Raw genomic sequence first — 19,271 nt, 5'->3', positions numbered from 1 at the left:
GCTGGTGCCGCTCTTCGAGGCCTCCCGCGAGCGCGCCCTCCAGGACGCCGCCACCAAGGCCAAGACCCTCGCCGAACGCCTCGCCGCGTAAGCGGCACCTCTCGAACGCCGTGTGACGTCACACGGCGTTCCCGTGACCTGGTGCAGAGTTGTGAGCGTCCGCCGAAGAGGTCGGCGAGCCACTCCTGACGTGTTCCGGTCCTGTGCTCGGTCATCACTTGTCCGTGTCCGTGTCCGAGTCCAGGTGCTTGATCTTGATCCAGTCGCGGGAGCGGCGCCCGGGCAGGTAGGGGCTGGTGAGGCGTTTCGCGACCACGCCGTCGTAGCCCTCCATGGCGCTCTGCTCCATTGCCTCGACTGCCATCGAGGGCCAGGCCGCGGGCACGGCCACGGCCGGTCCGGACAGCGCGAGGTCGTCGAGGAGGTCGCGGCGCGCGGTGTAGGGCAGATGCACGGTCGGCTCCCCGAGATGAAGAATGTCGAAGAGCATCAGCCTGACGGGCAGATCCCTGGCGCCGTGCGCGATCGCGTCCGGGTGGTGCAGACTCATGCGCTGCTGCAGCCGCTGCACGGACGGGCGGCCCTCGAGGTCCCGGGCGACGATCTCCCCGTCCAGCACCGCCTCCGGGCCGGGCAGCAGAGCGGCCAGCGCCTGGAGCTCCGGGTACTGGGCCGTGACGTCCATCCCGTTGCCGGCCAGCAGCTGCAGGCTGCCGTTCCCCGGCAGGTGGACGATCACGCGGGCCCCGTTCCAGAGCGTTTCGTACGCGTACTCGGCCTCGGCTTCCGGTCCCGGCGGCGGGCCGATCACCGCCAGCATCGGGGACAGCGCAGGCAGCACGCGGGGAGCGTCGGATGACGGGTGCACGCTCATGGTTTCCAGCGTGCGCCCGTCGGCGCGGATCGGCCACTTGCCGCAGGTGCGGGCGGAGTAATTGGATTTATCGTGGTGTGGGAACCCTGGTCGTAGCTGCTCCGGCCGTCGCGGGGGTCGACATGAAAGTCCAAATGATCCAACGGGCCGCCGACGTGCTGTTCGACATCCCGGATGCGGCGCACGAGGAGATCATCACGCTGATCCAGGCCGTGGCCGAGGACCCGGAGACACAGGTCGCGGATCTGGCCGCAGCGTTCGGTGAATGGTGCTGGCTTGTGTACACCCGCCGTGGTGACGTGATCGAGGTGCTGGACGTCGGCTGCGCCCGCTGACGTCCACCTGCCGTCCGGCGCCGTCACTGCGCGTGTCCCTCCCTCAGCCGGATCTCGACCAGGCCGTCGTTGAGGCGTACGTCGAAGGAAGGCTGCGGTGCCGTGGCCGGTCCGGCCACGCAGGCGCCGTCCGCGAGCCGGAACGTGCTGCCGTGCCAGGGGCAGATCACGCAGCCGTCGCTGATCTCGCCCTTGGACAGGGGACCCGAGAGGTGGGCGCACCGGTCCGCCAGCGCGTGCAGCTCTCCGGTGCCCTCGGAGTCCCGCACGAGCAGCACGGGGACCTCCCCGACCATTCGCCGGACGGCACTGCCGCGCGGGAACTCCTCCGGGTCACCGACCGGGTGCCAACCCTCGTAGATCAGGTGCGGCACGGACTGGCTGTGGTTCACGCCGGCCGCCTGCCGGTACGCCAGGTGGCCGCCGAGGAACCCGCCGGCCGTGGCGGCCGCGAGTCCGGCGAAGCCGAGCAGCCGGCCGCTCCGCCCCCTGCTGCGGGCCACGAGCGAGGCCGCGTAGCAGGCGACGGCCGTGGTGTTCGCCGCCGCGTGCACCACGCCCACGCGCTCCTGCTCGGGAAACTGGTCCGCGAAGTCGACGGCCCCCGCCAGAGCGGCCGGGACCGCGGTGGCGAGCCCCGTGGCGACCAGCAGTCGGGCCGCGCGCTCGTTGCCGCGGGTCAGATCAAGCAGCGCAGCGGACGTCCAGGCCCCGATGGGAGCCTGCACCAGCGCCGGGTGCAGCGGGTGACCCTGCCAACGGCCGCGCAGCGCGTCCCGTACGGGCCCGAGGGGCAGCGCGTGGACGCGCGTCCGTATGGTGGTCGCGATGCGGTCGAGGTGCTCGGCGTCCTCCAGCGCTTCGATCTTCGACAGGGGATTGCGCATGTACGCCGGGTTACCCGATCACCCCGGCGAAAACGCCCCCGTCCCGGTAGCTCACTCTCTCCTCGAGACGTCTTCCATCCGCTCGCCCTCGGCTTGGGAGGGTTCGGTCCTGGGCACGTCCGGGTGCTGTTCCATGGCGCTGCGCTCGCCCGGTTCGTTGCGTTCGCCTTCGGCCTGCGACGGGGTGAGAGCGTACAGCCACTGGTCGGAATCCGAGGCTCTGGACTGCATGACGGGCCTCCTTCGCTCGCTAACCCCATAGTCCTCCTTCGGCGGGGCGAAAGAAGCCCGAGCCCGACCGGGACGAGTCCAGGTGCGTGCGCCGCATGTCGAAGCGCGGAATCCCCGCTCCTCATCCCCCGATCCGGGACTGGTACGTTGTTCTGGAGCTGGATCGCTGTACGAATACCCGATCGTTGTCCGGCACGAAGTCGGCCGGCAGGAGGAACTCGTGAAACTGGTCATCTTCGGCGCGAACGGCCCGACCGGGCGGCTGGCCACGGAGCAGGCGCTCACCGAGGGCCATTCCGTCACCGCCGTGACCCGCCGACCCGACGCCTTCCCGCTGAGCGACGCCGCGTTACGGGTGGTCGGCGCGGACATCATGGACGCCGAGGCCGTGGACCGCGCGGTGGCCGGCCATGACGCGGTCATCTCCACCGTCGGCGTGCCGTACACCAAGGAGCCGGTGACCGTCTATTCGGAGGGCACCGCGAACGTCGTCAAGGCCATGCAGTCGCACGGCATCCGGCGCCTGGTCTGCGTCAGCTCCATCGGCGTCAACTACGAGGACGCCCCCGGCGAGTCCTTCATCTTCCGGAAGCTGATCGTGCCGGTGCTGCTCAGGATGGGCCGCCCCCTGTACGACGACGCGGCCCGGATGGAGGAGATCGTGCGCGCCGGCGACCTGGACTGGACGATCATCCGCCCCGCCGGCCTCTTCGACGGTACGGCCACGACCGACTACGTCGTGAGCACAACCCGCCACCCGGGCTGGTTCACCTCGCGCAAGGACCTCGCGGACGCACTGGTCCGCGAAGGTGTCGACAACCGCAACGTCGGCGCCACCGTCGAGGTCATCACCACCCAGGGCGTGCCCAGCTACTTCCAGGTCTTCGTCAAGGAGGCCCTGCACATCGGCGGCAACAAGAAGTAACCGCCGGACCGGGCGTCAGCGCGAGGCGGCGATCTGCGCCTGCAGTCCGTCGAGGACGTACTTCAGGCCGAGCTCGAAGTTCTCGTCCCAGGCGTCGTCCAGCATGTACTCGTACTCGACCAGCGTGGGGTACTGCTCCTGCCGCATCCTCAACTGCTCCTGCGCAGCGGTCCGTTCGGCGCCGGACCAGCGCAGGCTGGACTGACTGGCGGTGGAACCCTGAACGTGGTTGTACAGCACCCAGCAGGCGGCCTGAACCTGCCGCCCCTCCAACCCGGCCCGCGCCAGGTTCGCCTGTAGGAACTCCAGCCAGGTCAGGAAGTTCGGCCCGATCGACGGCCGGCGACGCAGCGGCAGCGCGGCGGACCACGGGTGCCGTAGGAGCATGGCCCGGCATCCGGAGAGGAGGGCCACCACGTTCTCCCGCCAGCTACCGGTGTCCCCTTCGGGGAGCGGGGCCTCGGCGAAGATGGCGTCGATCGCCAGGTCGATGACGTCGTCCTTGGTGTCGATGTGCCAGTAAAGGGTCGTGGCACCGACTCCGAGACGCTCCGCGAGGTGGCGCATGGTCAACCGCTCCATGCCCTCCTCGTCCAGCAGGGCGATCGCCGCCTCGGTGATGCGTTCCCTGGACAGCGGCGGCTCGTTGCGCGGCGTGGGCGGGCGGCGCAGCCAGACGCTCTGCGCGGCTCCGGAGCTCGCGCGACCGCTGCTCCGCGGCTTGCTCACGATGACACCCACCGCCCTTTCCCGGCTCTTCGTAGGGGCGAGCCTCATGGTAGTACATTGATCGGCGCGCTCGATCAATGTACTGGTACCCGATCATTGTTCGAGACCTGCTCGGGTCAGCGCCATGGCGGTGACCGAGGGGCGCACGGTCTCCCCTGCACGGGTCCGTCAAGTCGCCTTGCGCGTTCAGGAGTCGAGGTCCGGACGCAGCACGAGACGCCGGCCGCGCAGTTCGCCCCGCTCCATCCGGGCGTGGGCCTCGGCGGCCGCGCTCAGCGGCGCCTCCTCGATCGCCCGGGCGCGCAGACTCCCCCGTGCCAGCAGCCGGTTCACGGAGCGCGCGGCGTCGGCGAGTTCGGCGGTCGTGGCGTGCGAGATGGCGAAGCCGGTGACCGTGGCGTCCTTGAGGTACAGCGGCCCGACCGGCAGGACGGGGCGGGCGCGCAGGCCGGCGAACACCACGATCCGGCCGTGGAAGGCGAGGAGGTCGACCGCGGCCGGCAGGTCGTTCCAGCCGGCGGCATCGACGACGAGATCGATACCGTACGGCGCCAGGTCCCGCAGCCGCTGCGGGAGTTCCGGGTCGCGGTAGTCCGCGCAGCCCCGGGCCCCGAGCATCCGGCAGTACTCCGCGTCGCCGGCACTGGCGGTCGCGATCACCTGGGCGCCGGCCTCGGCGGCGAGTACCACGGCGGCGCTTCCCACGTTTCCGGCGGCTCCCACCACGAGGACGGTCTCGCCGGCGCGGAGCCCGCCGTGGGTGAACAGCGCGAGGTGGGCCGCGGCCGCCGGATGCAGCACGGCTGCCGCGTCCGTCGGCGGCACCGCGTCCGGCAGACGGTAGAGGCGGTCGACCGGCACCAGCGCCTGCTGAGCCGCCGCGCCCTGCCGTCCGGCGTGGCCGAGACTGTTGCACCACACGGTGTCCCCGACCGCGAAGCCGGTCACGCCGTCGCCGGCGGCGGTGACCGTGCCGACCAGGTCACGGCCGATGACGAACGGGAAGGTCACCGGGGTCCGCCAGGCCCCGGAGCGGACGAACGTGTCGACCGGATTGACCGGCGTGGCGAGGACGTCGACCAGCACGTCCGTCGGCCCTCCTCGGGGCGGGGGGAGGTCGCCGACGCGAATGGCGTCCGCCGGGCCGAGTCGCTCGATGTAGGCAGCCTTCATGGGCCGCATGGTGTCATCGCGTGCTGCCGTGGCGCCGTGAGCGCGGTGCCACTTTGTCACCCCAACGCGGAGCGACCGCCCGATTGGCGGCCGCCCTCCTCGGAGTGCACGGCCGAGTAGGGTGCGCCGCCCTGCTCCGCGGCCCGCAGGACCGCCGTCAGGAACAGCGGACACCGCCAGCTCGTGCTCGGGGACGTACCCCTCCGACATCACGTACACGACGATCGAGTCGTCCTGCTGGGACAGGAAGGCGTGGCCGACGCCGACCGGGATGTACAGCGCACGGCAGTCCGCGCCGCTGAGCTCGGTGGCCTCCCACCGGCCGAAGGTGGGCGACCCCACCCTGAGGTCGACGAGGAAGTCCAGCACCCGTCCGTACGGGCAGTAGACGTACTTGGCCCGGCCGGGCGGGGTGGCGGTGTAGTGGATGCCGCGGAGCACCCCGCGGGCGGACACGTTGTGGCTGATGTCCTTGACAGTGGTGATCTCCAGCACGTACTGGCCGGCCTCGGTGAGCGCGTCGTGGGTGCCGGTGTCGAGCCAGACGAAGCCCCTGCCCAGCTGGACGAACTCGGCCTTCCCGCGCTCCAGACAGGCCCGGTTGACGGTGATCTCCAGTTCGCCGCGGTCGGAGGGGCGCAGCCCGCGGGCGATGTCGACGACGTCGTTGTCGTAGAAGTACAGCCCCGTGACGGCCAGGTTGGAGCGCGGTGCCTCGGGCTTCTCCTCCAGGCGCAGTCCGAGCCGGGAGCCGTCGCCGAGCAGCCGCTGGAAGCCCGGGACGTCCTGCAGGGCGGCGATGATCTGGATCTCGGTGATGCCGGCCGGCGTCAGCACGGACAGCAGGTAGTAGATCATGGGCTTGTCGTAGACCGGCAGCATCTGTTTCGAGACGCCAGCGTGATCGGATACAGCCGGGTCCCGTGGCCGCCGGCCAGGATGATCCCCTTCATGCGCCGGTCCCCTCGGCCGCCCCGTCGGCAGCCGTCGCCTCGAAGTGGCTCGGCCGGCCGTCCTCGTACACCTCGCGGCCCAGGCGCTCGGCGTCCCGGCGGTGCATCAGCTGCCAGGTGCCGTCGGCGTGCCGGAGCACCACGGAGTGCCACGGCGTGGTCCACACGTCGGCCGCGCCGACCAGCCGGATACCGAACTTGGCCTCACCTCGGCTCTGCGGATGGATGGACAGCCGGACGTTGCGCGGGTGGTGCTCGGCGATCAGCTCGCCCCAGGCCCGGCTGCGGACGATGACCTCGTAGGCGCGGCGGCGGCAGTCCCGCTGGAGCGCCGAGCGGGAGCCGTCCCACTCGGCCACGTCCTCCATCAGGAACTTGGTGATGCCGCGGTACATGCGCAGGGTGGACTCGTCGCTGCGCACCTCCTCGCGGAGTTCCTCGACCGACGGGCCGAGGGTCTCGGCGGCGACCTTGCGCTTCTCGTCGTACGAGAGGTCGGGGCCGTAGACGTCCTTCAGGTCGAAGGTGTCGAGATCCGCGTCGAGGCCCTCGGCGCGGATCATCGCGCGCAGCTCGCTGCCGTAGGCGTCGATGTGCTCGTCGGGGACGCCGATGACGTCACCGAAGATATGGCCGTCGGAGCAGATCAGGATCTTCGCGCCGGGGGCGTACACCTTGCCGATCTCCGCGCACAGAGAGCCCAGGAAGCGCAGCGCCAGCCGCTCCCCGTGGTCCGGTAAGTGGCTGAGGACCTTGTCCGGGTTGGGCGACTTGCAGGGGAAGCCGGGCAGGCTGAAGATCACCGGTTCGTCCCGCCGGACGAAGTCGCCTATCTGGCGCAGCTGCTCCGGGAAGTCGTCGGCGGTGTCCAGGTGCGGATCGGGCTCGGCCGCCCTGCGGTGCGGGAGCAGCAGTTCCAGGATCTCGCGGCTGACGCGTTCGGCCGCGGAGGCATGGGTGAAGGTGGTGGACATCTGGGACATGGGTCATCGACTCGCTTCCGCTGAAGGCTGGACGCAGAGATGCCGTCGGGTGGCAGCTCTGCGGTACGTGGCCGGGGGACGGCGGCCGGACGCTCAGTTCGTTCGGTGCCGTACGGGGCAGCCGGTGGCCGGAGCTGCCTGTGAGGTGCCGTAGGAGACGGGCAGTTGGTTGACGCCGCGTGCGAGGACGGCGCCGATCCACTCGAGGTCCTGGTCCGCGACGGCGAGTCGCAGTCCGGGCAGCCGGGTGAGCAGCGCGCGCAGGGCGATCTGGAGTTCGATACGGGCAAGGGCGGCACCCGGGCAGAAGTGGATGCCGTGGCCGAAGGCCAGGTGCGGGTTGGGTGTGCGGTCCAGGTCAAGGGTGTCGGCGTCGGGGAACCGTTCCGGGTCGCGGTTGGCGGCGCTCAGCGACACGATGACCGAGTCGCCGGCCGGGACGCGGGTGCCGAAGAGGTCGGCGTCCTCGGCGAAGAACCGCCAGGTGGTGAGCTCGAAGGCGCTGTCGTAGCGCAGGAGTTCCTCCACGGCCCGGGCCAGCAGCCCCTGCTCGCCCGCCTCGCCGTCCCGCACGGCGTCCTGCAGCCGGCGCAGCTCGGCGGGGTGGCGCAGCAGGGCCACGAGGGCGGTGGTGATCTGGTTGGTCACCGGCTCCTGTCCGGCGACCAGCAGCTGGAAGACGACGGAGTCGCGCTCCTCCTTGCTGATCGCGCCCTCCTCGCACGCCACGACGAGCTTGGTGAGCAGGTCGTCGCCGGGGTTTCGGCGCTTGTCCTCGGTGACCTCGGCGATATAGCCCTGCAGCCCGCGCAGGCGCCCCTCGTACACCGGCCGCTGCGGGTCGGTGGGGCCGACGGGCTGCACGACCTTGCCCCAGTCGCGGTCGAACCGCGCCGCCAGGGCCTCGGGCAGGCCGATCACTTCGGCGAGGACGCGGAAGGGGAAGTGCGCGGCGAAGGCGCCGACGACGTCGATCTCCCCGGCATCGGGGTTGTCGAGGGCCGCGTCGAGCAGTTCGGTGGCGATCTCCTCGAACCGGGGCCGCATGCGCTCGACATGGCGGGGGGCGAACGCCTCGGTGACCATCTTCCGCATCACCGTGTGCTTCGGCGGGTCCTGGTGCAGCAGATGGACCTGGAGCTGGGAGTGCTGCGGTTCCGGCATGATGGCGGCGCGCTCGCGCCAGGCGCTGTTGCCGAGGTCGTGGTTCTTGCCGAGACGGTCGTCGTTGAGCGCTCTGTGCGCGGCCTCGTAGCCGGTGACCAGCCATGCGTTGACGCCGCTGGGGAAGTTGACCCGGTGCACCGGGCCCTCCTCGCGGAGCTTTCGGTACAGCGGGTACGGGTCGGTCTTGTACTTCTTGCCGTAGAGGGGCAGCGGTTCGGAGTTCGGCATGGCGGGGCGCTTCCTTCGTGAGGGAAAGGTGGGGACGGGGAATTCGCGGGTTCTCTCCCGCCCGGTCATTGCTGCGGCGCGATGATCTCGCCCGTCCGCGCGTCGCTTACCGTGATCGCTTCCATGGGGCAGATCTCTGCGGCGTCGATCACACGGGCGTCAGGATCGGTCAGCTCGGCCACCGCCCGGGCCCGGCCGGCGTCCAGGCGCAGCCGGCCGTGCGCGGTGGCGAGGCACAGACCGGAGCCGGCGCAGGCGATACGGTCGACTTCGAGCCGCCACTGGGCCCGGTCCCGGGTCCGGGTTTCGGTGGGCTCACCACGGCCGGACGGCACCGGGATCACCATGTGACCGGCAGGGATTCCGGGGCCCGTGCGATCAGGCCGGGCTTCCACGGGACGTCGTCCACCGAGCCGGCGAGGCGCAGTCCGGGGAAACGGTCGAGCAATCCCCCTATCGCCGCCTTGAGTTCGGCGCGGGCGAGGGCTGCTCCGAGGCAGTAGTGAATGCCGTGGCCGAAACCGAGATGCGGATTGTGCTCACGGTCGAAGCGGATGGTCTCCGGGTCCTCGAAAACCCGCTCGTCGCGGTCGCCCGCGGCCCGCTGGAAGATGACCGTCTCGCCCTTGCGGATGAGAACCCCGCCGATCTCCACGTCCTCGGCGGCCCGGCGCGGGAAACTGCCCGTCGATCGCAGCGGAATGGTGCGCAGCATCTCCTCGATGGCGGGGTCCAACAGTTTTCGGTCCGCCAAGAGTTGCTCGTAGAGATGACGCTGGGCCAGCAGCAGGAACGACACGTCGGAGATCATGCTGAGTGAGGTTTCGTGGCCGGCCATGAGAATGCCGATACCGGTCCGAACGGCCTCCACTTCCGTCATCTGCCCGGTGTCCAGCGCCTCGATGAGGACCGATATCAGGTCGTCGGAGGGAGTGGCACGACGTAACGAGATCAGCTTGCGCAGGAACTGTTCGAGTCCGTCCCGGGCCTCGTTCACCTCCTCCTTGGTGTGCGCGGAGGTGGCCACCAAGACATCGGAGTACCTGCGGAATTCCGCCCGTTCCTCGTAGGGGACGCCGAACAACTCCACAATCATGCGTACCGGCAGCGGAATCGCCAGGCGCTGGACGAGATCGCCGGGCGGGCCGGCCGCCTCCATCGCGTCGAGTTCCGTGGTGACCAGCTCCCGCATACGGTCGGTGAGTTCCGAGACGATGCGCGGCCGGAACGCGTGCGCGACGATCTTGCGCATCTTTCCGTGGTCCGGCGGATCCGTGCTGAGCAGGTTCCCGGGGCGCAGCGGCAGGGGCGTGACCCGCGCGGTGTCGGGTTCCGTGGCCCAGCGGGAGCTGAACCGGGGGTCGGCGAGAAACTCCTTGATCTCGTGGTAACCGGTGATCAGCCAGGCCTGACCGCCGTACGGCATGGTGACCCGGGACACCGGCTCGGTCCGGCACAGCTCCATGTAACGGGGATTCAGATCGAGCCGGACAACGGGGCCGAAAGGGTATTGCGGAGGCCGGGAAGTATCCTTGGCCAATTCCGTGACGCTCACGGGTTTCCCCCTTCTGTGAATCGTCCGTCGCATGCGGAAACTGCAGAGCCGGGACACTCGGGTGGCGGCGGCCTCGACGCGTGCCCCGGGGACGGGTTACGCGGAATTCCAGCAGCGAGGACCAATAGATCCAACGAAAGTTCGTCGAGCAGGACTGGCCGGTCGTCGGCCGACGGCATTGCGACCGTGTCACACCCGGCCTGTCGCTCGGGGATCCTCTCACAGAAACCATCAGGCGGAAGGCGTTCGAAATCGAGGCTCGCATTCCGCAAAACAGCGGCGGACAGCGCCCGTTCAGCGCTGCCCGCCGCCTTGTTGTGGGCGTTCACGTCGCGGCCATGCACGCGCGCCGATGGTGACGGGATACGCCGGGCCGTCGCCGTCGGCATACATTGGCCGCCAATAGATAGCACACCAATACCCGAGTTGTGTAGGCTGCCGACTTATGAGACAGGATGCAGTGCGCGGCCACCTGGACGGACTGCTGCTGGCCGTGCTCGAACCCGGGCCCCTGCACGGCTACGCGATCATCACCGCCGTCCAGCAGCGCAGCGGAGGCGCACTCGAACTGCGTACGGGCACGATCTATCCGGCGCTCAACCGGCTCGAGCGCATCGGGCTGCTGCGCAGCAGCTGGCAGTCCGCCGGCGAACGCCGCAGGCGGTGCTACGAGCTCACCGACGCCGGACGTCGGACGCTGGCCAGCGAGCGGACGGCGTGGCAGGAGTTCACTACCGCCATCGGCTCGGTCCTGAACCCCGTCACGCCGCCCGGAGCCGCCACATGAGCCCCGTCACCCCGCAGACCGACCCCATCGAGGACTACGTCTCCACGCTGGCCGCCGCCCTGCACGGCCCGGCGCGCACCAAGGCGCGCATGGTGGCCGAGGTGCGTGAGGACCTGACGGACGCGGTGTCGGAACGCACCCGCGCGGGGCTGACGTATCAGCGCGCTGCCGACCAGGCGGTGCGCGAGTTCGGCACCGCCGACGAACTCGTGGTGAGCTGGCAGCGCGAGCTGACGATCGTCCAGGCCCGGCACACCGCGCGGGCCGTCGCACTCACCATCCCCTTCGTGATCGCCTGCTGGTATCTGGTCCAGCAGGCCGGCCATGACCAGACCTGGCAACTGCCGCGCACGGCCCAGCTGTTGTCCGTCCACCTGGCCGGCGTCTCGGCCGGCGCCGCGCTGCTCGCCGCCGTGACCCTGGCGGCCACCGGCACGCTCGCCCGCTGGCTGCCGACGCCGGACCGGCTGCCGCTCACCGTCGCATGGGCGGGCACCGTCGCCAGCGTGTCCATGGCCGTCGCCACCCTCGCCCTTGCCATCGCGGCCGCGCTGGGCACCGACTGGCCGCTGCTCGCGTTCGCCGGGGCCCTCGCCGCCACCTCGCACGCCCTGATGGCGGGCTCGGCCCGCTCCTGCCGGCGCTGCGCCCGGCTGCCGGTCATCGAGGCACCGGGCTCCGGGGAGCGCTGACCACGAGCGTCTGCGCGGTGCGGACCGGGGGTCAGCTACGGCCGCGCGGTCCGACGCTGAAACCGGGGCTGACGCCGACCTTGGCCGTGCCGAACGGTTCCAGTGCCCAGCCGGGGTTGGCCTGGCCGTGGGCGGCCCCGGGGTGGGTGACCGAGACGAGCGGGTCGACCGGCGCCACCGCCGCGACGAGGTACTGCGCATCGCGGCCCTGCACGGTGTCGGGGACGGCGGCGGGACGAGAGAGGGCTCCCCCGAGGTGACGGATGTTCACGATCACCATGGTGGGTCCGGTCAGCCGGGCCAGGTTCTCCAGGGCCGTCACGTCGAGCGCGTCGACCAGGAGGTTCTCGCCGATGAACGGCCCGGGGCTGTCCGGCTCGGCGTGCACCCGGGGGTACTCGGCGAACGGCATCGGGGCGAGGGTGTCCTCGATCGGCTGCGCCACCTTCCGCAGCGGCGCGACGAGCCGGTCGGCGTCCTCCTCGGTGCCGCGCAGCGCGACCGCGACGCGCGCGATGCGCCGGCCGCGCAACATGGGGGGCAGGTAGTCGAGGTCGGGGAAGGACATCACCCGCAGGGTGGAGGTGAGTTCGTCGGGCAGGTCGGCCGTCCACTCCCGGAAGGCGTGCAGCACCGCCGGGTCGCCCTCGGCGCTCGTCGCCCCGATGTCGAAGGTCAGCCCGCCGCCCTGCAGGCGCCCCTCGGGCAGCAGGCCGATGGTCATCTCGGTGACGACCTCGCCCCGCATCGGTCCGCTGCCGCGCAGCTGGGCGAACCACTCGGCGTCGTCCGGGCCGACCTCCCGCTCCTCTCCGTCCTCGGTGACCACCGTGAACGAGCGGACCAGGTCGCTGGCCCAGCCGTCGGAGCGGGCCAGCAGGCTGATCCCGCCGCAGAGGGTGTAGCCGACGGCGCCCACGCAGCCCAGGCTGCCGCTGGGCGGCACCAGGCCGTGCGGTGCCGCCGCCGCCAGGACGTCGTCCCAGGTCGCCCCGCCGCCGACGCGGGCGGTGCGGGTGGCAGGGTCGATCAGCACGCCGTTCATCCGGCGCAGCGTCAGGACGACGCCCTCGTCGGCGGAGAAGCGCATCCCGTGTCCGGTGTTGTGCACGGTGACCGGAACCCCGTGCTCACCGGCCAGCTGCAGCACGGTCCGGACGTCTGCGACCCGGCGTGCACCGACCACGAGGTCGGGCTGGTGGCGTAACCCGAGCTGGAAACTGGCCAGTTCCTCGATGAAACCGCTGTCGTCGGGCAGCAGCACCGGGCCCGCTACGGAATCGGCCAGGGTCCCGGCAAGACCGGAGGCTGCGTTCGAGAGGGTCATATCTGTCCTCGTTCTCGGCGTTCCAGGCGTTCTCGACGTTCTCGATGTTCTCGACTGCGCAGAGGTGGGGCGGGTCTGCGGGCGTACGGCGATCAGGCACCGGTCGTGGAGCCGGGGCGGACGATCATCAGAACGACCACGACGGCCCAGAGCAGGTTGAAGATCCCGGTGACCATGGCCAGGCGCGCCGCCGCGGACCGGGTCGCCTCCGCGGTGGTGGTGTCCCCGGCCGCACCCGCGCCGCCGCCCGCAGTCGCGCCGGCGGGCTGGGCGAGCAGCCGCTCCTGACCGGGCAGGATCGCCATCAGCAGCAGGGCCGCGGCGATCGCGGTGAGGATGACCGAGGCGATGAGCCAGGCATCGCCCAGCACGCCCATCTGCGCGCCGGTGGCGAGACCGAAGACCGGTACGGCGACGCCGACGACGGTGTACCCCCGGCAGATCCGGTGCAGCAGCGCCGCGGTTGCGGGGGTGCGCTCCTCCCCGCTCTGGTCGTCGTCCCCGGTCTGCGGCTTGACGAAGCGGGGGAACATCGATGCCGCCACCGTGATCGGGCCGATCGCCACGATCGACGCCAGCACATGCACCGAGAGCAGCAGTTTGGTCACCGGAGGGTCCCTTCTGGATTGGCTGCAAATACGTTTGCTACCAACCCATTGGTAGCACAGATCCCCCACCGTGAGTAGGCTGCCTACCTATTTCCGGCCTGCTGCGGCGCCGGGGAACGTCGCACCGGAGCTCGTCCCGGGTCGGCGACGAGCGGCTGCCGCTCGTGCTCACCGGTGGCATCGCGGTAGCGCAGCCCGGTGATCCGGCCGTTCTCGGCGATCGCCTCGGTGGCCTCGCAGCGCGATAGTCGCCGGAATGTTCAAGCGGGCGTAAAAGTCATTCGCCGGTTCCGGTCCGGGCCATCGCTTCCTGTTCCAGTCGCTCGGCGAACTGCGTCCACCTGAGCGCACTTTGCCGGGCCAGCATCGCGACGGCGTCCGTGCAGTGCGTGGGCAGGTTCATCACGATGCTCGTCCACGCCGAGGTGTCGAGGTCGTGCATGGCGAGCAGCCGCAGCACCACCCGCCCGGAATCCGTCGAGCGCAGCGCCGGATCCCTGCGCAGCCGCTTGAGGAGTTCCGCCGTGGGCTGCGCAGACGCCTCGCGCGAGGCCCGCGGGGCGCTCTGCTTGGACTGCTGCTCCGCGGCCACCGACCGGCTGCCGCTGGGCACGGGACCCTCCCCGCGCAACAGCCGCATCTTGACGTCGTGGGCCGTGCCCAGCGAGATGCCCGCGGCCCTCGCGACCTCACGCAGGCTGGCGTCCGGCCGTTCGGTGAGCAGCCGGCCGGCCTCTTCCCGCCCCTGCGCCACACCCCGGGGATGGACCTTGCCGTCCATGCCGATCCGCGTGTTCAGGTGCGGATCGTCCCCCGTTGAACGCCGGATCCGGGCGACCGTCCGGGCGGACAGACCGGCCACCAACGCCGCATGCCGGTCCGACATCTCCGGGTTCTCGCGAAGTAATCGCCCCGCAGCGGCCACTCGCTCGGCATACGACAGGGGCCTGCCGTGCGCGGTGTTCAACCGCACCGAGATCGCGAACAGCTCCCGCTCCGGTACGTCGAGCAGGTAGGCGTCGATGGTGGTGTCACCGCGGCGCCGGGCGGCGTCCAGTCGGTGCATCCCGTCCACGACGCGCCATGTGGACCGATGGACGACTATCGGCGGAAGCCGCGCCTCCACCTCTTTGAGGACGTCGACGTGACCCTGGTCGATCCCTTTCATCCTCGGCGAGTCCGCAGGTATCAAGGAATCTATCGGAACCGATCGGCGTTCAAGGGCGGCGAAACCGAGCGGCGCCCCACCGACGGTCAACTCGGGAAGTATCTCGGACAGATTCGGCCGGAAACGCTCAACTGTTTGAGTATTCATTTACTCTCAGCTCTCCAGGCGCTGATCGGCTTGTTCCTCGCGTCGTGCGGCGGTTGGTTGTCGTCGCGGTCGACTGCCTCCCGACCAGCAGGCACCGCGGTGCGCACACGGGAGTGCTCCGATCCGGGATACCGGCGAGAGTGTGACAGAGCGACGCTCACGAGTGCCGCGCCGCTGATACGGCGGGAAACCAGATGCGGAGTCTCAGTTGCCGGTCATCGCACACGATGCCGGGAGGAACATTCCGACGAGCAGAACAAGCAGTCAGCGCCCCGAGACACCCCATGCCCGACGGGCAGGCGGAGTGCGGGCGGGAAGACCCCTTTACGCCCCGTTGGTTGCCACATTTCGACGACTTGGCCGTCGTTGTCGCGTCCATCTGTCGTCAGACAGCACACGGCTCCCCCTGTCTGCAATTCCCCGTAACGCAGTTCGAATCTATCCGACATACGGACAGTGGGCAGCGTCGTTCAGCGGTTCCGGTTCGCTTTCCGGCCAGTCCGGGGGGCGAGGGCTCGGAACCGTGCGCAGCAGGAGAGGCCGTGTTTCTCAGTACCACCCCGTCCTTCGTGGAACGCCTGGAAGACGGGTTCCGCACCGGCCGGTGAACGGCACGTTCCGCATGGCTGTGCGCACGTCAACGCCTTTCGCCGCGGTGCTCGCCCTCGCCTCGCGGCTGTCGGGCCGCGCACGCGGATCCGCGGTGGTGGCCGGCGCCACGGTGGTCACCCGGTTCGCACGGGGCGCTCCGCTCGAGCCGGCCGGGCGCCTCACCGAGGCCGCCGTCCCGAAACGGCGCCCGGCCGCCGCGCCACCGGCGCACGACGAGGTCCCCGCACCGGTCCGGATGCTCCTCCATCACGTCGTCTCCCGCAGAGGCCCGCCGGTCGGGCTCCGCCTCCTCTGACACCGTCCGTCACGGCCGAGCCGCTCCACAGGTGCGGGCCTTGGTGACGGGCGCGGAAACGGCACGCCTCACCAGCTGCGGGACCACCTGTCTCCTTCCCTCTCCCGTCCTGTCGACGGCATCACCGCCTTCCCTGGTCAGCGTCATGAACCGGGCTCCTCACACGGCGAGTTCCGGCTTGTGGTGGTCCAGCCACAGCGCCAGGTCGACGACCCGCTCGAGACGCAGCCGGTGGCCCCACTCCAGCCGGTCCGCCGGAGTGTCCAGACAGGGCTTGATCCGGGTCTCGTCGGCGATGGCGCGGACCTGGTCGTCGGCGAGCGCGTCGCGGGCCATCATCTGCAGTCCGCGGTTGTAGTCGGGGTGGTGCGTGGCCGGATAGTGGTTCTTGGGCCGGTACAGCACCGAGTCCGGCGCGAGGCCCGCGCCCGCCGCGCGCAGCAGGCTCTTCTCCCGGCCGTCGAAGCTCTTCAGGTCCCACGGGGTGGCGAAGGCGTACTCGACCAGGCGGTGGTCGCAGTAGGGGACGCGCACCTCCAGCCCCTGCGCCATGCTCAGCCGGTCCTTGCGGTGCAGCAGTTGGCGCAGCCAGCGGGTCAGGGACAGATACTGCATCTCGCGCTGCCGGTGCTCGGCCGGCGTCTCGTCGTCGAGGTGGGGGACCTCGGCCAGGGCGCTGCGGTAGGTGTCGGCGCAGAACTCGCCGATCCGCAGCCCGAGTTCCGGGTTGAGCGGCATGGCGGCCTCGTCCCCGGTGACCAGCAGCCAGGGGAAGGTGCCGGCGTTCAGCGCCTTGAGGTTGTGGAACCACGGGTAGCCGCCGAACACCTCGTCGGCGGCTTCGCCGGACAAGGCGACGGTGGAGTGCCGGCGGATCTCGCCGAAGAGCAGGTACAGCGATGTGTCCATGTCGCCGACGCCGATCGGCGAGTCCCGGGCCACGACGACCGCCCGCCGGTGCTCGAGGTCGAGCAGGGAGCGTGGGTCGAGGACGACCGTGGAGTGGTCGGTGCCGATGAAGGCGCCCGCTTCCGTGGCGTACGGGGTGTCGTGACCGGTGCGCAGCACGTCGCCGGTGAACTGCTCGGCCTGGTCGCTGTAGTCGACGGCGTACGACCGGATGCGGGCGTCCGGGCCCTCGCGCAGCCGGAGTTCGTCGGCGAGCAGCGCGGTCAGCACGGTGGAGTCGATCCCGCCGGACATCAGGCTGCACAGCGGGACGTCGGCCTCCAGCTGGCTGCGTGCGGCGGCACCGACCAGCTGCCCGACGCGTTCGACGGTGGCCTCCCGGTCGTCGGTGTGACGGCCGATCTCCAGCTGCCAGTAGCGGCGTTCACGGATGCCGTCCCGGTCCAGCACGAGCAGGCCGCCCGGCTCGACCTCGCGGACGCCCGACCACACCGTGGGGCCGGTGTTGAACAGCAGGCTGTACGCCTCCCGGAGTCCGTCCGCGTCCACCCGGGGCCGTAACTCCGGATGGGCGAACAGGGCCTTGGGCTCGGAGGCGAAGGCCAGGCCGCCGTCGACCGCGGCCCAGAACAGCGGCTTGACGCCGAGCCGGTCGCGCACCAGCAGCAGTCGCTGCGCCCGTTCGTCCCAGACGGCGAAGGCGAACATGCCGTCCAGGTGCTCGGCGAGGTCCTCGCCCCATTCGGCGTACGCGCGCAGCACCACCTCGGTGTCGCTGCGGGTACGGAAGTCATGGCCACGGCCGCGGAGTTCGGCCCGCAGTTCGTGGTGGTTGTACACCTCGCCGCTGTAACTGAGCACGGTGGTCGGCGCGCCGGGCCGGTCGGGCATCGGCTGGGCGCCGCCCTCGAGGTCGATGACGGCCAGCCGCCGGTGGCCGATCGCGGCGTGCTCGCCGAGCCAGACGCCGCCCGCGTCGGGGCCGCGCGGGGCGAGGGTGGCGGTCATGGCTTCGATGACCCGCGTCTGCGGGCGGGCGTCGTGGTGGAAGGACGCCCAGCCGGTGATTCCACACATGGGACTACTCCTGGGTGAGGGGTACGTCGACGGACTTCTCGGGCACCCGGACGGCCGGGGCGTGGGCGGGCAGGGCGAGCAGGGGTACGGCGAGACAGGCGGCGCCCGCGGCCAGCGCCAGCCCGGCCCGCGCCCCGCCCGCCGAACCCGCCAGGCCCCAGGCCGCCGTCGCCAGGGCCGGACCGAGTGTGAAACCGAGGCTGCGGGCGAGCTGCAGGGCCGACCCGATCGTGGCGGCCCGGCCGGGCGGGGCGGCGCCCATGACGAGGGCCTGGGTGGGGCCGCCGTTCAGGCCCATGCCGACGCCGGCCAGCGCCAGCCGCCAGGCCACGTCGGGCGGTGACCAGCCGTCGCCCAGCGGAACGAGCAGGAGCAGGCCGAGGGCGGTGAGGCTGGCGCCGAGGACGGCGACGCGCCGGGGGCCGTACCGGTCGGCGAGCCGCCCGCCCAGGGGGCCGGCCAGGCCCATGCCGAGAGGGAAGGCCAGCACGGTCAGCCCGGTGGCGGTGGCGCTGACCCCGTCCTCCCGCTGGAGGTGCAGGGCGACGACGTAGTGCATGGCGGCGAACCCGGCGGCCAGCGACAGCACCGCGCCGTGCGCCCGCAGCAGCCCCGAGGCCCGCAGGGCCCCGGTCACCGGGCGGCCGCCGGGTCCGCGCAGCCACCACCACAGCGGGGGTACGGCGGCGACGGCGAGCGCCAGCCAGGCGGGGCCGTCGGAGGCGAGGGTCAGGGCGAGGAGCAGGACCGTCACACCGGCGGCCACGAGGGAGGAGTCGGCCAGCGACCGCCGGTCGGGGGCGTGCAGCCGGCCGTCCGGGGGCATCGCCCGCCGGACCACGAGCAGCGCCAGCAGGCAGAACGGAATCTTGACCAGGAACACCCAGCGCCAGCCCAGCTGGTCGAGGAGCAGCCCGCCCACCGCCGGCCCGGTCACCGCGCCGAGCGGGCCGAGGGTCGCGGGTACGCTCATCGCCCGCCCGCGCACCTCGGGCCGTACCGACCGCATCGCCAGCACCGGCATCAGCACGAACAGCACTGCCGCGCAGGCGCCCTGCCCGACCCGGGCCGCGATCAGCCAGGCCGCCCACGGCGCCAGGGCGGCCGCGGCGCTGCACAGGGCGAAGCCGGCGGTGGCGGACAGCAGCGCGGCCCGCAGGCCCACCCCGTCCAGCCACCGGCCGACGGGCAGCAGCAGGGCGACGACGGGAAGTTGGTAGCCCAGTACCGCCCACTGCGCGGTCGCGGCGGAGACGTTCAGGCCGTCGGCGATGTCCGCGAGTGCCACGTTGACGATGTTCATGTCCAGCATCGCGACGAACGAGAGGACGCCCGCTACGGCGACCAGGGACCAGCGGTCCTCGTTATGAGCGGCCTGTTGGTCCGTCACGCTTCGGCCCTCCCCATAGATGGGCTGCCGAGCAGCAGCCTCCGTCTCAGGAGTCGGGGGAGGCCGGAGGTGAGTTCCCGGGATATCGACATTCCCGAGCTGCCGGGCTGGGGCGGGGTGGGTGCGCAGCCCGGCGCTTGCGGGGTGCCGCTGCGCCCACCCTCCCCCACTCTCGGCTTCGCTCGAGCGGGGGGACCCCCATCGCCCACCCGTGCCGCC

Annotated in this window: 19 protein-coding genes and 2 pseudogenes; 6 read left to right on the top strand and 15 right to left on the bottom strand. The window is 71.1% G+C overall.

The features are described from left to right. Positions 1 to 91: pseudogene (locus ACFVJQ_RS30480) on the top strand (FMN-dependent NADH-azoreductase); the annotation flags it as partial. 123 nt (positions 92 to 214) lie between these two features. Here the strand turns inward: ACFVJQ_RS30480 and ACFVJQ_RS30475 are convergent. Next, positions 215 to 874 (bottom strand): hypothetical protein, encoded by a 660-nt coding sequence (locus ACFVJQ_RS30475; protein WP_385788716.1) that lies wholly within the window; start codon positions 872 to 874, stop codon positions 215 to 217. 134 nt (positions 875 to 1,008) lie between these two features. Here ACFVJQ_RS30475 and ACFVJQ_RS30470 point away from each other — a divergent pair, with 134 nt between their 5' ends. Further along, positions 1,009 to 1,209 (top strand): hypothetical protein, encoded by a 201-nt coding sequence (locus ACFVJQ_RS30470; RefSeq protein ID WP_224733903.1) that lies wholly within the window; start codon positions 1,009 to 1,011, stop codon positions 1,207 to 1,209. A gap of 23 nt (positions 1,210 to 1,232) precedes the next feature. Here ACFVJQ_RS30470 and ACFVJQ_RS30465 read toward each other — a convergent pair whose 3' ends face one another. Together ACFVJQ_RS30465 and ACFVJQ_RS30460 are read right to left on the bottom strand one after the other, a co-directional pair. Further along, complete coding sequence (locus tag ACFVJQ_RS30465) at positions 1,233 to 2,096, bottom strand: Rieske 2Fe-2S domain-containing protein (protein ID WP_385513290.1); 864 nt, start codon at positions 2,094 to 2,096, stop codon at positions 1,233 to 1,235. Positions 2,097 to 2,147: 51 nt separating this feature from the next. After that, positions 2,148 to 2,327 carry a hypothetical protein gene (locus ACFVJQ_RS30460; RefSeq protein ID WP_385513291.1) on the bottom strand — a complete coding sequence of 60 codons (180 nt, stop codon included), beginning with the start codon at positions 2,325 to 2,327 and terminating at the stop codon, positions 2,148 to 2,150. A 220-nt stretch (positions 2,328 to 2,547) separates the two neighbouring features. On the opposite strand from ACFVJQ_RS30460, the gene ACFVJQ_RS30455 reads away from it, so the two are divergent. Further along, a complete protein-coding gene (locus tag ACFVJQ_RS30455; RefSeq protein ID WP_385788713.1) occupies positions 2,548 to 3,252 on the top strand; it encodes an NAD(P)-dependent oxidoreductase in 705 nt (234 codons plus the stop codon). A 15-nt stretch (positions 3,253 to 3,267) separates the two neighbouring features. Here ACFVJQ_RS30455 and ACFVJQ_RS30450 read toward each other — a convergent pair whose 3' ends face one another. The 7 genes and pseudogenes from ACFVJQ_RS30450 to ACFVJQ_RS30420 form a co-directional block, all read right to left on the bottom strand. Then, a complete protein-coding gene (locus ACFVJQ_RS30450) occupies positions 3,268 to 3,981 on the bottom strand; it encodes a TetR/AcrR family transcriptional regulator (RefSeq protein ID WP_385788711.1) in 714 nt (237 codons plus the stop codon). A 186-nt stretch (positions 3,982 to 4,167) separates the two neighbouring features. After that, positions 4,168 to 5,154 (bottom strand): NADPH:quinone reductase, encoded by a 987-nt coding sequence (locus tag ACFVJQ_RS30445; RefSeq protein ID WP_385788726.1) that lies wholly within the window; start codon positions 5,152 to 5,154, stop codon positions 4,168 to 4,170. A 228-nt stretch (positions 5,155 to 5,382) separates the two neighbouring features. Continuing rightward, a pseudogene (locus ACFVJQ_RS30440) lies at positions 5,383 to 6,138 on the bottom strand (dTDP-4-dehydrorhamnose 3,5-epimerase family protein); the annotation flags it as partial. Then, on the bottom strand, positions 6,104 to 7,081 hold the full coding sequence (locus ACFVJQ_RS30435) for an L-tyrosine/L-tryptophan isonitrile synthase family protein (RefSeq protein WP_385788709.1): 978 nt from the start codon (positions 7,079 to 7,081) through the stop codon (positions 6,104 to 6,106). The gene ACFVJQ_RS30435 and the pseudogene ACFVJQ_RS30440, both read right to left, overlap by 35 nt. Positions 7,082 to 7,183: 102 nt before the next feature. Further along, positions 7,184 to 8,485 carry a cytochrome P450 gene (locus ACFVJQ_RS30430; protein ID WP_385513295.1) on the bottom strand — a complete coding sequence of 434 codons (1,302 nt, stop codon included), beginning with the start codon at positions 8,483 to 8,485 and terminating at the stop codon, positions 7,184 to 7,186. Between the two features lie 65 nt (positions 8,486 to 8,550). Then, on the bottom strand, positions 8,551 to 8,820 hold the full coding sequence (locus tag ACFVJQ_RS30425) for a ferredoxin (protein ID WP_385788707.1): 270 nt from the start codon (positions 8,818 to 8,820) through the stop codon (positions 8,551 to 8,553). A 5-nt stretch (positions 8,821 to 8,825) separates the two neighbouring features. Next, positions 8,826 to 9,950, bottom strand: a complete 1,125-nt coding sequence (locus ACFVJQ_RS30420) for a cytochrome P450 (RefSeq protein ID WP_385513297.1) — start codon at positions 9,948 to 9,950, stop codon at positions 8,826 to 8,828. Between the two features lie 535 nt (positions 9,951 to 10,485). On the opposite strand from ACFVJQ_RS30420, the gene ACFVJQ_RS30415 reads away from it, so the two are divergent. Then, a complete protein-coding gene (locus ACFVJQ_RS30415) occupies positions 10,486 to 10,827 on the top strand; it encodes a PadR family transcriptional regulator (RefSeq protein ID WP_385513298.1) in 342 nt (113 codons plus the stop codon). After that, positions 10,824 to 11,519: a permease prefix domain 1-containing protein gene (locus ACFVJQ_RS30410; RefSeq protein ID WP_385788705.1), complete on the top strand. Its 696-nt coding sequence runs from the start codon at positions 10,824 to 10,826 to the stop codon at positions 11,517 to 11,519. Before ACFVJQ_RS30415 ends, ACFVJQ_RS30410 begins: the two co-directional genes overlap by 4 nt. Positions 11,520 to 11,550: 31 nt before the next feature. On the opposite strand, the gene ACFVJQ_RS30405 is transcribed toward ACFVJQ_RS30410, so the two are convergent. The 3 genes from ACFVJQ_RS30405 to ACFVJQ_RS30395 all read right to left on the bottom strand — a co-directional run bounded on the left by ACFVJQ_RS30405 (position 11,551) and on the right by ACFVJQ_RS30395 (position 14,622). After that, a complete protein-coding gene (locus ACFVJQ_RS30405; RefSeq protein ID WP_385513300.1) occupies positions 11,551 to 12,846 on the bottom strand; it encodes an FAD-binding oxidoreductase in 1,296 nt (431 codons plus the stop codon). A gap of 92 nt (positions 12,847 to 12,938) precedes the next feature. After that, positions 12,939 to 13,454: a hypothetical protein gene (locus tag ACFVJQ_RS30400; protein ID WP_385788703.1), complete on the bottom strand. Its 516-nt coding sequence runs from the start codon at positions 13,452 to 13,454 to the stop codon at positions 12,939 to 12,941. Positions 13,455 to 13,731: 277 nt separating this feature from the next. Continuing rightward, complete coding sequence (locus ACFVJQ_RS30395) at positions 13,732 to 14,622, bottom strand: ParB N-terminal domain-containing protein (protein ID WP_385788701.1); 891 nt, start codon at positions 14,620 to 14,622, stop codon at positions 13,732 to 13,734. A gap of 751 nt (positions 14,623 to 15,373) precedes the next feature. Here ACFVJQ_RS30395 and ACFVJQ_RS30390 point away from each other — a divergent pair. Beyond that, entirely contained in the window at positions 15,374 to 15,676 is a 303-nt protein-coding gene (locus ACFVJQ_RS30390; protein WP_385788699.1) for a hypothetical protein, read from the top strand. Between the two features lie 159 nt (positions 15,677 to 15,835). Here ACFVJQ_RS30390 and asnB read toward each other — a convergent pair whose 3' ends face one another. Further along, entirely contained in the window at positions 15,836 to 17,662 is a 1,827-nt protein-coding gene (asnB, locus tag ACFVJQ_RS30385; protein WP_385788697.1) for an asparagine synthase (glutamine-hydrolyzing), read from the bottom strand. A 4-nt stretch (positions 17,663 to 17,666) separates the two neighbouring features. After that, positions 17,667 to 19,052 carry an MFS transporter gene (locus ACFVJQ_RS30380; RefSeq protein WP_385788695.1) on the bottom strand — a complete coding sequence of 462 codons (1,386 nt, stop codon included), beginning with the start codon at positions 19,050 to 19,052 and terminating at the stop codon, positions 17,667 to 17,669. Positions 19,053 to 19,271: the final 219 nt, after the last annotated feature.

The sequence above is a fragment of the Streptomyces sp. NPDC127197 genome (assembly GCF_042672405.1).
Classification (GTDB): Bacteria; Actinomycetota; Actinomycetes; order Streptomycetales; family Streptomycetaceae; genus Streptomyces; species Streptomyces flavusporus.
Note: the sequence above shows the minus strand (reverse complement) of the source record. Positions and strands in the feature narration are given on the sequence as shown.